This is a genomic window from Nocardia carnea (assembly GCF_029869215.1).
In the GTDB taxonomy this organism is placed as follows: Bacteria; Actinomycetota; Actinomycetes; order Mycobacteriales; family Mycobacteriaceae; genus Nocardia; species Nocardia carnea_B.
Genome location: NZ_JARWPM010000344.1, coordinates 1 through 11,333 on the forward strand (window position 1 = coordinate 1; position 11,333 = coordinate 11,333).

Consider the following 11,333-nt stretch of genomic DNA (forward strand, 5'->3'; position numbering starts at 1 on the left):
GGCCCTGCTCGCCGAACTCGAGGCGGGCTGCACGGCGCCCGTCGGAGCGATCGCCGAAATCGTCGAATCGTTGGATGACGACGGACGCATCGTCGAGGAACTGTCGTTGGGGGGGGGCGCCGCCGCGGTAGACGGGTGCGATGTGTTAAGGGGCACGGCGGGGGGGGGTGTTTTCGGCCCCCCGCGGGCTGACGCCCATTACCCCTAATCGGGCCGGGATTTTGGGCGGGGCCGTCACCGTTTCCGGGGAAGGATTACAGCCCGAGTTCGCGGACCGAAGCGAGCATCTCGGCGTGGAAGAGTTTGGCCGGGTCGGGCGTTTGCGGCCCCAGATGGCCGTACACCTCCAGCGCGATCAACCCGTGCATCCGGCCCCAGATACGCAGAGCCAGGGCCAGTCCCGCCGGCGGCAGCTCCGGGTACTCCGCCCGCACATGCGCGACCAGATCCGCCCCGAAATCCGTCCACTCGAACACGGCACCACCGGCGCCGGAGACATGCGGCCACGCCCCCGCCGCCAGCCCGACCAATCCCGTGCACGCTCGCAGTTCCGCGGCAGCGGCGGGTCCACCGGGCGGCGGCCGGTAACCGGGCACCGGATCCCCGTAGATCAGCCGGAATTCGGCCGGCCGCTGCACCGCCCACGCCCGCACTTCTTCTCCCCACGCGATGATGCGGCCGCCCGGATCGTCCGGGGGCGCCGCGTCGCGAGCGACTTCCAGACGGTCCACCAGGGCCGTGTAGACGTCAGAGATCAGGGTCGAGATCAGCTCGTCGCGGGTGGAGAAATAGCCGTAGACCGCGCCGGCGGTCATACCCATCTCCCGGGCGATGGCACGCAGGGCGATGGCATCAGGACCGCCCTCGGCGAGCAACCGTAACGCGACCGTCTTGATTTCCTGCGTTGTCTGCGCGCGCAGTCGCTCCCGGCGACTCGTCACTGCCTCGGCCACGGTTGACACCCTACATCGCGCGGTTACTATTCACCGTGTAGTTACTGAACGCCGTGTAGTAAATAAACGGCACGTACATCGGAGTGGTCGTATGGATATCGGAGTTTTCGGCGCCACCGGCGTGATCGGTTCCCGGGTCGTCGCGGAGGCGGTACGCCGCGGCCACCGCGTCCGGGGATTCACCGGGGACGCCGCCCGTGTCCAGCGTGACCGCGGGAAGGTCACCTGGCAGGTGGCCGACTGGCGCGAAGCGGACAGTATCGCCGCAGCCGTCAGCGGCCTGGACGTAGTGATCAGCGCTGTCAACGCCGGGCACGGTATCGACGAAACCATCGCGCGTGCCGGGGATTTCGTCACCGGGGCGCAGGCGATGGTGCGGGCGCTGGCCCGGCATCCGGCACTGCGGTTGATCGTGGTCGGCGGTGCGGGCAGCCTCGAGGTGGCGCCCGGCCGACAGCTCGTCGACGAACCCGGTTTCGCCGAGAACCTGCCGCGTGATCTCGGTGTCCCCATGGAGTACCACCGCGTCGTATCGGCGTTACGGGACGCGCTGAACGTCTATCGAATGTCGAACCGGCTGTGGACCTACCTGAGCCCCTCGTCGGGCCGCATCGAACCGGGTGAGCGCACCGGGCGGTTCCGGATCGGCGGCGATCTGCTACTCGATACCGGTGGCCGCGATATCTCGGCCGAGGATCTCGCCGTGGCACTGCTGGACGAAGCCGAGTTGCCGCGGCATATCCAGCGGCGGTTCACCGTGGGGTATTGACAGCGAAAACCCCCGGTTCACCAGGAACCGGGGGTTTTCGGGCGTTTTCTCGGGGCTACCCGATACCGCCTCAGGCGTTACCGGACAACTTCTCCCGCAGCGCGGCGAGCTGCGCATCGCTGGCCAGCGAACCGCCGGTGGATTCCGGCTGGCTCGATGCCGACTGCGCGCCGCTCTCGGAGGAGTAGTTCGACGAACCGGTGCCGCCGGCGGCCTCGGCCGCGGCGTCGGCCGCCATCTTCTCCATCTGCGCGGTGTGCATCTTGTGCCGGCGCTCCGCCTCGGCGTAGCGGCCCTCCCACTCTTCCCGCTGCTTGTCGAAGCCCTCGAGCCATTCGTTGGTCTCGGGATCGAAGCCCTCGGGGAAGATGTAGTTGCCCTGCTCGTCGTAGCTGTCGGCCATACCGTACTTCGACGGATCGAACTCGGGGCTGTAGTCCTCGTTGGCCTGCTTGAGGCTCAGCGAGATCCGGCGACGCTCCAGGTCGATATCGATGACCTTGACCATCGCGTCGTCGCCGACGACCACGACCTGGTCCGGGACCTCCACGTGGCGCTCGGCCAGCTCGGAGATGTGCACCAGGCCCTCGATGCCCTCTTCGACGCGGACGAACGCGCCGAACGGCACCAGCTTGGTGACCTTGCCCGGCACGATCTGGCCGATGGCGTGGGTGCGGGCGAACTGCCGCCACGGATCTTCCTGGGTGGCCTTCAGCGACAGCGAGACGCGCTCGCGGTCCAGGTCGACGTCGAGAACCTCGACGGTGACCTCGTTGCCCACCTCGACCACCTCGGACGGGTGATCGATGTGCTTCCAGGACAGTTCGGAGACGTGCACCAGACCGTCGACACCGCCGAGGTCGACGAAGGCGCCGAAGTTGACGATGGAGGAGACCACACCCTTGCGGACCTGGCCCTTCTGCAGCTGGTGCAGGAATTCGCTGCGCACCTCGGACTGGGTCTGCTCCAGCCAGGCGCGACGCGACAGAACCACGTTGTTGCGGTTCTTGTCCAGCTCGATGATCTTGGCTTCGATCTCCTTGCCGACGTACGGCTGCAGATCGCGGACACGGCGCATCTCGACCAGGGAGGCGGGCAGGAAGCCGCGCAGACCGATATCGAGGATCAGACCGCCCTTGACGACCTCGATCACGGTGCCGCGAACGGCTTCGTCCTTCTCCTTGAGCTCCTCGATCGTGCCCCAGGCGCGCTCGTACTGCGCCCGCTTCTTGGACAGGATCAGGCGGCCCTCTTTGTCCTCCTTGGTGAGAACAAGGGCCTCCACCTCATCGCCCACGGAAACGACCTCGTTGGGGTCGACATCGTGCTTGATGGAGAGCTCGCGAGACGGGATGACGCCTTCGGTTTTGTAACCGATGTCGAGCAGGACCTCGTCGCGGTCGACTTTGACGATGGTTCCTTCGACGATATCGCCGTCGTTGAAGTACTTGATCGTGGCGTCGATGGCGGCGAGGAAGTCCTCGGCGGAGCCGATATCGTTGACGGCTACCTGCGGCGAGGTGACGGTGGTGGGCATGTGGCGGTTTGCTCCGGACGGATTGTGATCGGTTGCGGACATTGGAACTTTCGGTACGCTGCGATACACCCAGCGGCTCCGGGTGTGATCACTTGCGGGTTCAGCGTACGCGACCCGCATCCAGCCGGGCAAACGACCCCCCGCTGCGGATCTATAGGCTTCGCATCGTGTCCGACGACCTCGTTCAAGATCGCCACGCTCAGGCCACCGCACTGCTGGGAACCACGGGTGCCGCACGCTCACGAGTCGATTCGGCCGAAAGCGAACGTGCGAACCGGCGCTGGTGGGATGCCGACGCCGGCCAGTACCACGATACGCACGGCGAGTTCCTGGGTACGGCAAGCCCCGGGGGCGAGTTCGTCTGGTGCCCGGAGGGCCTGCACGAGGGCGATATGCGGCTGCTCGGCGAGATCGCCGGTAAGCGGATCCTGGAAGTCGGCTGCGGTTCGGCGCCCTGCGCGCGCTGGCTCGCCGGTCAGGGCGCGTATCCGATCGGGCTGGATATATCGATGGGAATGCTGTCACGGGGGCTTGCCGCGATGGACCGGGGCGGCCCCCGGGTCCCGCTGGTGCAGGCCGGCGCCGAAGCGCTGCCGTTCGCGGACGAATCCTTCGATCTGGCCTGCTCGGCGTTCGGCGCGGTCCCCTTCGTCGCCGATTCCGCACGGGTGATGCGGGAGGTCGCCCGGGTCCTGCGCCCCGGCGGACGCTGGGTTTTCGCGGTGAACCACCCGATGCGCTGGATCTTCCGCGACGATCCCGGACCGGACGGCCTGGAAGCCGTATTCCCCTACTTCGACCGAACCCCCTATACGGAATTCGACGCCGACGGCCGCTGCACCTACGTGGAACACCACCGCACGATCGGCGACCGAGTCCGGGAGATAGTGGCGGCCGGCCTGATCCTCGACGACATAGTCGAGCCGGATTGGCCGGAATGGCTCGACCGCGAATGGGGCCAGTGGAGCCCCCTCCGTGGACAGATCTTCCCGGGCACCGCCATCTTCATCAGCCACAAACCCGAGTAACCCGGCCCCAGCTCGTTCCCAGCTCGCACGGTCCGCTCCCTCCCCGACGCGATCCGATCCGATCCCTCCGACCGCGAGGGACCGGACCGCCTGCATTCCCACCCGTTCAGCTGTCGTCGCCGCGACCCGTCCGCGGCGAACGCCCGGCCTGTTCGAGCGCACGCCGCAGGGCGAACTCGATTTGCGCGTTGACGCTGCGCAGATCGTCGGCCGCCCATTTCGCCACCGCGTCGTAGACCGCCGGGTCGAGCCGGAGCAGGACCTTCTTGCGCTCCGTCATCAGGAGTACAGCGATCCCGCGTTCACCACCGGCTGGGCAGGCCGATCACCACACAGCACCACCAGCAGGTTCGACACCATGGCGGCCTTCCGTTCCTCGTCCAGTTCCACCATCCCTTCGGCGGCGAGCCGGTCCAGCGCCATCCCGACCATGCCGACCGCGCCTTCCACGATCCGCGCCCGGGCGGCGACCACCTGGTTCGCCTGCTGGCGGACCAGCATCGCCTGGGCGATTTCCGGTGCGTAGGCGAGGTGGGTGATCCGGGCCTCGATCACCTCGATACCCGCGGTTTCGGTACGTTCCCGCAGTTCCACGGTGAGTTCCGAGGCGACCTCGGCGCCATCGCGCAGGCTGGTGCGGTCTTCGTCGTGGGCGTCGTAGGGATGGGTGGTGGCCAGATGCCGCACCGCGGCCTCGGACTGGGTCTCGACGTATTCCTCGTAGTCGTCGACGGCGAACGCGGCCTTGAAACTGTCGACCACCTTGTAGACCACCACCGCCGCGATCTCCACGGGATTGCCGTCGGCGTCGTTGACCTTCAGCTTCTGCGTTTCGAAGTTGCGCACCCGCAGCGAGATGCTGCGCCGGTCGGTGAGCGGTAGGACCGAGAAGAACCCGGGATCGCTCACCGAGCCGATATAGCGGCCGAAGAACTGCACGACCTTGGCCTCGTTCGGGTTCACCACGGTCAGCCCGGTGATCCCGAGCAGCAGCAACACCGCCAGTACGCAGGCGACGATCGCCCCGGCCAGCGCGGCGGCGTTCTGGTTCTGCCCGAAAGCGACGAAGCCCGCCACCGCCACGGCCGCCAGCGCGATCGTGAGCACGAACCAGATCAGCAAGATCACGAACCCGTTGACCCGTGCGGCGTCCCGGAACTTCATGACATCCTCCCTCTATCAAAGTGATATCACCAAGATAGCAGTGTGCCCGCGCACCAACAAGGTCGGGGCCGCCAACAGCAAGATCTGGCCGCGGCGGGGATCGACGGCGGCGCCGGGATTCGCCCACCGTGAAGCCGGCTGATCGAGACGGTCCGCTGCCGCCACCACGCCGGCCACGGCGCATCCGGACCGTCACCGCATCCACGGGCATTCGGGTGCCCGCTCGCCACCGACCCCGGCGGCCGGCCACGACCACGGCCACCGGGTTTCACAGGCTCGCACGACCACGTCCGGCGAACGGGCGCGTCGGCGCGCGGTTTCGCGAGCCACGGAAGGCGGGGGATGCCCGCCCCCTCACCGACGGCGCACGGTCTCATCACCATCGGCCCGGCACAGTCCCGGTAGGCAGGCCCCTGCGACGATGACCGCATGGACGGGACAGCATCGGGACAGCGGCTGCGGCTGGGGCTCGTCGACGGCGACGGGATCGGGCCCGAGGTGGTGGCTTCGGCCCGGCGGGTCGTGGACGAGGCGCTGGCGGCCGCCGGCGGCCCGGCCGCGGAGTGGGTCGCACTGCCGATGGGCCGGCGGGCGATCGAGGAATTCGGGACGGCACTACCGGAATTCACCCTGGAGGGCCTGGCCGGTACCGACGGCTGGATCCTCGGCCCGCACGACAACGCGTCCTATCCGCCGGAGCACCGGATCGCCCCCGGCGGGGCCATCCGCCGCCATTTCGGCCTGCACGCCAATATCCGTCCGGCGCAGGCGTTTCCGGGAATCCGCGCGATGGCCGACGATATCGATCTGGTGATCGTGCGGGAGAACAGTGAAGGGTTCTACGCCGATCGCAATATGGCCGTCGGGTCCGGCGAATTCTGCCCGACCCCCGATATCGCGCTCTCGGTCGGCCTGGTGACCCGGGCGGCGTGCGAGCGGATCGCGCACGAGGCGTTCCGGCTGGCCGCGGCTCGTCGCAAGCAGGTGACGATCGTGCACAAAGCGAATGTGCTGCCGCTGACCATGGGACTGTTCCGGGACACCTGCTACGCCGTCGCGCGGAAGTACCCCGGGATCACCGTGAACGATGAACACGTCGATGCGGCCGCCGCCCATCTGGTGCGCTCCCCCGGCGACTACGACGTGCTGGTCACCGAGAATCTCTTCGGCGATATCCTCTCCGATCTCGCCGCCCAGCTCGCCGGATCACTGGGCACCGCGGCCTCGCTGAACTGCTCGGCGGACCGGGCCATGGCACAGGCGGTGCACGGCGCCGCACCGGACCTGGCGGGCCGCAACCGGGCGAATCCGGTGGCCCTGCACCTGTCCGCGGCCATGCTGTTGCGCTGGCTGGCGGACCGCCGCGAGCAGCCGGTACTCGCGCGGGCGGCGAGCCGGATCGACCATGCGGTGGCCGCCACGTTCGCCGCCGGAATCGCCACCGCCGACCTCGGCGGACTCGCCTCGACAGCGGAATTCACCGAGCAGGTCGTCGCCCGCGTCCACCACCGCTGACGCTCCTGTGGGCGGAGCCCGCCCGGCAACCTCCGGGCACGCGTCCGGCTGTGTGCGAGCGAATGGCGGACGATCCCGCCGAGCGCAGCGGCACTGGTCCCGCCCTTTCCCGGATCGGCGCAGCCGCCCGCATACCGGGGCCGGCACAGACACCCCGGCGGAGCCGCAGCGCTGACCGAACGCGGGCCGCCCCGGGCTCGTGCCGGGTGCCGCGGCTACTCCAGCAGCCGCGACAGGAACTCCTTGGTCCGCTCGTGCTCCGGACGGGCCAGCAGGTCGCGCGGCGGACCCGATTCCACCACCACACCGGCGTCCATGAACACCAGCTGATCGGCGACCTCCCGTGCGAAACCCATCTCGTGGGTGACGACGACCATGGTCATTCCGGAATCGGCGAGTTCGCGCATCACCGTGAGCACTTCGCCGACCAGCTCGGGGTCCAGCGCGGAGGTGGGCTCGTCGAACAGCATGAGTTTGGGGTCCATGGCCAGGGCGCGGGCGATCGCGACCCGCTGCTGCTGCCCGCCGGACAACTGCGCCGGATAGGCATTCGCCTTGTCCGCCAGGCCCACTCGGTCCAGCAGTTCCTTCGCCCGCGCCGCCGCCACCGATTTGCGGACCTTGTTCACCTGTACCGGCGCCTCCATGACATTGCCGAGTGCCGTCCGATGCGGGAACAGGTTGAAATGCTGGAAAACCATCCCGATCTCGCGCCGCTGGCGGGCGGCCTCGCGGGGGTGCAGCTCGTAGAGCCGGCCCGCCTTCTCCCGGTACCCCACCAGTTCCCCCGCCACGTACAACCGGCCCGCGCTGACCTGCTCGAGATGGTTGATACAGCGCAGGAAGGTCGACTTTCCCGAACCGGAAGGGCCGATCAGGCACAGCACCTCGCCCTGGCGGACCTCGAGCGAGATCCCGTTGAGCACCCGCAGTGCGCCGAAATTCTTGTGCACGCGGTCGGCGCGGACCATCGGCTCTGGACTCGTCGCACTCATTTCGCCCGTGCCTCTCCCTGTGCGTCGGCCAGTTCCCGCAACTGTTTGGCGGTCAGCTGCCGGGAGATACCGCGCGAATAGTGTTTCTCCAGGTAGTACTGGCCGACCATGAGAATGCTGGTAATCGCCAGGTACCAGGTCGCGGTGACCAGTAGCAGCGGGATCGGCAGAAAGTTCACGCCATAGATATCGCGAGCGCGGCCGAACAGGTCGGTGCTGAGCGGGATGGCGGTGACCAGGGCGGTGGTCTTGAGCATGCTGATGAGTTCGTTGCCGGTGGGCGGGATGATCACCCGCATGGCCTGCGGCAGCACGGTCCGGCGCATGGTCTGCGACCAGGACATACCCAGCGCGATCGAGGCCTCGCGCTGCCCCTCGCCCACCGAGTTGATACCGGCCCGCACGATCTCGGCCATATACGCCGCCTCGTTGAGTCCCAGTCCGATCACCGCGAAGGCGAACGCCGCCTGCAGGCTCTGCACATCCACCTCGACCAGACGCGGCCCGAACGGCACCCCGAGGGCCACATGCTGGTACAGCGAGGGCACCAGCCCCCAGAACACCAGCTGCACGTACACCGGCGTCCCGCGGAATATCCAGAGGTAGACCCATGCGGTGGCGCGCAATACCGGATTCGGCGACAACCTCATCACCGCGAGAGTGGTGCCGAGGACGACCGCGATCACCATGGCGAGCACCGTCAGCTCCAGGGTGACGACCGCACCGGCCGCGATGCGGGTATCGCGCAGATACTGCCAGTACACATCCCAGCGGTAGGCGGGGTTGGTGGCGGCACCGTAGAGGAACAACCCGACCAGGACCAGGATCAGGACCGCGGCGAACCACCGGCCCGGACGCCGCAGCGGTACGGCCGCGATGGGCTCGGGTTCGGAAAGCTCGCGTCCCGCGTCCGCACCGCCGGTCATGGCAGCTCCCCCCGAGGGTGTTCCTGCGGCCGGCGGCGGCCGGGCCGTTGGCGGCGGTATCGGATCATGGCAGCTCCATCGGGTCGTATTCGTGCGGTCCGCGCAGGCCGAAGCGTTGGCTGTGGTATCGCGTCGGGCAAGCTACATCGGGTCGTGTTCCCGTGGTTCGCGCAGGCCACAGCGGCGGCGGAGGTATCCCGTCACGGCGTCAGCTCCCCGCGCCGTTGATCACGGAGGTGCGCAGCGCCCCTTCTTGCACACCCCAGTTCTCGGTGATCTGCCGGTACTGCCCGTTGTCGATCAGATGCTGCACCGCGTCGCGCAGCACGGGTGCGAGCGGCGACCCCTTCGCGACGGCCCAGCCGTAGGGCGCGGCATCGAATACCGGACCGGCCGGTTCGATCTTGCCGTCGGTCTGTTTGATGGCATACGCCGTCACCGGGGAATCCGCCGACATCGCATCCACCTGCCCGAGCACCAGCGCGTTGGTGACCGCACTCTGCTCGTCGAATGCGTCGATGATGATCGGCTCCTTACCGGCCGCCACACACGCCTCGCTGCGGGCCGGGACCTCCTCGATATGCTCGATCGTCGTGGCCTGGACCGCGACCCGGAGCCCGCAGGCGTTCTCGGGATCGATCTCGGCGCCGGTGCGCTGCGCCCACTGGACACCGGCGGTGAAATAGGTGACGAAATCGACCTGCTGTTCCCGTTCGGCCGTATCGGTGATCGAGGACATCCCGATGTCGTAGGTACCGGCCTGAACCGCCGGGATGATCTTCTCGAACGCCGATTCCGCGTAGCGGGCACGGATCCCCAGCACCGCGGTCACCGCGTCCATCAGGTCGATATCGAAACCGACTATCGTCCCGTGCCGGTCCTTGTATTCGTTCGGCTGATACGGCACGTTCACGCCGACCACCACCTCCCCCGCCGCGGCGATCTCCGGTGGCAGGCGGGCAGCGAGTTCGGGCACCGCCTGCACCGGCACCTTCTCCGGTACCGGCCCGGTGTCCTCGACATTGGTCACACACCCGGCCGTCAGCGCGATACCGGCGAGCACGCACAGCATCCGCCGGATCCGAGCCGCGGGTCGATCAGCCACCGTCACCACCTGCCGTCGAAATCGTGGCCCACAGTCCACAGTCATCAGTGGACGTTGTCAGCACAGTAGGCGAACGGGCGGGACAACACGGCCGTAGTAACCGAGATTTGACCCGGCGGGTACAGAGCACCGCACCCGATCCGCCGCATATCCGGCGGATGAGCGGCTACCGTCTGCAGATCATGGTGCAGTCGGTGGAATTTCTGCTCGACGAGGTGTCCGAGCAGCGGATCCGGCGACAGTGGGAACTGCTCGCCGAAGCGGGCCTGCCCGGTCTCGGACGCGGTGCCCGGGCCGGCGATACCGAAAGCCACCGGCCCCATATCACGGTGGCGGTGGCCCGCCAGATCTGGCCGCGGATCGAAAAGGACCTGGACGGTTTGCCTTTCCGGCCCTTCCCGATCCGGCTGGGCGGGGTGCTGGTGTTCGGGGCGCGCCGGCCGATCCTGGTGCGCGCGGTGGTCCCGTCGGAACAACTGCTGGCCTGGCACCGCCGCGTTCACCAGATCGTGGCACCGTGCCCGGACGTCCCGGCGAACCTGCACCCCGGCCAGTGGACGCCGCATATCACCCTCGCCCGGCGTGTCCTGCCACCGCGGCTCGGTGAGGCGGTCACCGCGGTGGCCGCGGACAAGGACATGACCGCGACCGTGGTGGGGCTGCGCCGCTGGGACGGTGACCACCGCCGGGCCTGGCCGATCGCCGAACACGGCTGACGTAGGCACTCACCCCGCCCCCGGGTGGCACGTAGGGTGGGGTTCGGTGGCGTACGACACCGCCGTGGAACAACCGCGGCCGGGGCCGGCGTTGCAGCCTGTATACCGACCACGAGAGGACGTCATGGCCACCCAGACTCTGACGCAGCAGAACTTCGATGAGGTAGTCACCAGCAACGACGTGGTACTCGTCGATTTCTGGGCTTCCTGGTGCGGACCGTGCCGCAGTTTCGCACCCACCTACGAGGCATCGGCCGACAAACATCCCGATGTCGTGCACGGCAAGGTCGATACCGAGGCCGAACAGGGCCTGGCGGCGGCCGCCAATATCCAGTCCATCCCGACCATCATGGCCTTCCGCGAGGGCGTCCTGGTCTTCGCGCAGCCCGGCGCGCTGCCGCCCGCGGCGCTCGAGGATCTGGTGACCCAGGTCAAGGCGCTCGATATGGACGAGGTTCGCAAACAACTCGCCGAGCAGCAAGCGGCCAACGGCGAAGTGGCCGAATAGAATCGACAGCAGACGGGGGGGGCGAAGCATTTGGGGGGTGGGGTTGTGGGCGCCGGGGGGAAGGTGGGGCGCCGCCGGCCCCGCGGCGCCGGCGGCTCGCGCCGCCGCCGGGCCCCC

The 11,333-nt window shown here is 68.2% G+C and carries 12 protein-coding genes and 1 pseudogene; 6 read left to right on the forward strand and 7 right to left on the reverse strand.

What is annotated here, in order from left to right; all coding sequences use genetic code 11:
• Positions 1-166, forward strand: a pseudogene (locus QH276_RS23855) (hydroxymethylbilane synthase); the annotation flags it as partial.
• Positions 167-254: 88 nt separating this feature from the next.
• Here the strand turns inward: QH276_RS23855 and QH276_RS23860 are convergent.
• Positions 255-953, reverse strand: a complete 699-nt coding sequence (locus tag QH276_RS23860) for a TetR/AcrR family transcriptional regulator (protein ID WP_280400530.1) — start codon at positions 951-953, stop codon at positions 255-257.
• Positions 954-1,044: 91 nt separating this feature from the next.
• Here QH276_RS23860 and QH276_RS23865 point away from each other — a divergent pair, with 91 nt between their 5' ends.
• Entirely contained in the window at positions 1,045-1,722 is a 678-nt protein-coding gene (locus QH276_RS23865; RefSeq protein ID WP_280400531.1) for an NAD(P)-dependent oxidoreductase, read from the forward strand.
• Positions 1,723-1,792: 70 nt separating this feature from the next.
• On the opposite strand, the gene rpsA is transcribed toward QH276_RS23865, so the two are convergent.
• The gene (gene rpsA / locus QH276_RS23870; protein ID WP_280400532.1) at positions 1,793-3,259 is read right to left on the reverse strand and encodes a 30S ribosomal protein S1; all 1,467 of its coding nucleotides are present in this window, start codon (positions 3,257-3,259) and stop codon (positions 1,793-1,795) included.
• A 167-nt stretch (positions 3,260-3,426) separates the two neighbouring features.
• Between rpsA and QH276_RS23875 the strand changes: the two genes are divergently transcribed.
• On the forward strand, positions 3,427-4,287 hold the full coding sequence (locus tag QH276_RS23875) for a class I SAM-dependent methyltransferase (RefSeq protein ID WP_280400533.1): 861 nt from the start codon (positions 3,427-3,429) through the stop codon (positions 4,285-4,287).
• A gap of 106 nt (positions 4,288-4,393) precedes the next feature.
• Here QH276_RS23875 and QH276_RS23880 read toward each other — a convergent pair whose 3' ends face one another.
• The gene (locus QH276_RS23880) at positions 4,394-4,567 is read right to left on the reverse strand and encodes a hypothetical protein (RefSeq protein ID WP_280400534.1); all 174 of its coding nucleotides are present in this window, start codon (positions 4,565-4,567) and stop codon (positions 4,394-4,396) included.
• Positions 4,567-5,451: an SPFH domain-containing protein gene (locus tag QH276_RS23885; protein ID WP_280400535.1), complete on the reverse strand. Its 885-nt coding sequence runs from the start codon at positions 5,449-5,451 to the stop codon at positions 4,567-4,569. Before QH276_RS23885 ends, QH276_RS23880 begins: the two co-directional genes overlap by 1 nt.
• A 429-nt stretch (positions 5,452-5,880) precedes the next feature.
• Here QH276_RS23885 and QH276_RS23890 point away from each other — a divergent pair, with 429 nt between their 5' ends.
• Positions 5,881-6,966: an isocitrate/isopropylmalate dehydrogenase family protein gene (locus tag QH276_RS23890; protein ID WP_280400536.1), complete on the forward strand. Its 1,086-nt coding sequence runs from the start codon at positions 5,881-5,883 to the stop codon at positions 6,964-6,966.
• 215 nt (positions 6,967-7,181) lie between these two features.
• Here the strand turns inward: QH276_RS23890 and QH276_RS23895 are convergent, their stop codons facing one another.
• The 3 genes from QH276_RS23895 to QH276_RS23905 all read right to left on the reverse strand — a co-directional run bounded on the left by QH276_RS23895 (position 7,182) and on the right by QH276_RS23905 (position 9,959).
• Positions 7,182-7,937 (reverse strand): amino acid ABC transporter ATP-binding protein, encoded by a 756-nt coding sequence (locus tag QH276_RS23895; RefSeq protein WP_280400541.1) that lies wholly within the window; start codon positions 7,935-7,937, stop codon positions 7,182-7,184.
• 20 nt (positions 7,938-7,957) lie between these two features.
• On the reverse strand, positions 7,958-8,887 hold the full coding sequence (locus QH276_RS23900) for an amino acid ABC transporter permease (RefSeq protein ID WP_280400537.1): 930 nt from the start codon (positions 8,885-8,887) through the stop codon (positions 7,958-7,960).
• A 208-nt stretch (positions 8,888-9,095) separates the two neighbouring features.
• Complete coding sequence (locus tag QH276_RS23905) at positions 9,096-9,959, reverse strand: ABC transporter substrate-binding protein (protein ID WP_280400542.1); 864 nt, start codon at positions 9,957-9,959, stop codon at positions 9,096-9,098.
• Positions 9,960-10,099: 140 nt separating this feature from the next.
• On the opposite strand from QH276_RS23905, the gene QH276_RS23910 reads away from it, so the two are divergent.
• Both QH276_RS23910 and trxA read left to right on the forward strand, forming a co-directional pair.
• The gene (locus QH276_RS23910; protein ID WP_280400538.1) at positions 10,100-10,708 is read left to right on the forward strand and encodes a 2'-5' RNA ligase family protein; all 609 of its coding nucleotides are present in this window, start codon (positions 10,100-10,102) and stop codon (positions 10,706-10,708) included.
• A gap of 124 nt (positions 10,709-10,832) precedes the next feature.
• Complete coding sequence (gene trxA / locus QH276_RS23915; RefSeq protein ID WP_280400539.1) at positions 10,833-11,216, forward strand: thioredoxin; 384 nt, start codon at positions 10,833-10,835, stop codon at positions 11,214-11,216.
• Positions 11,217-11,333 lie beyond the last annotated feature (117 nt).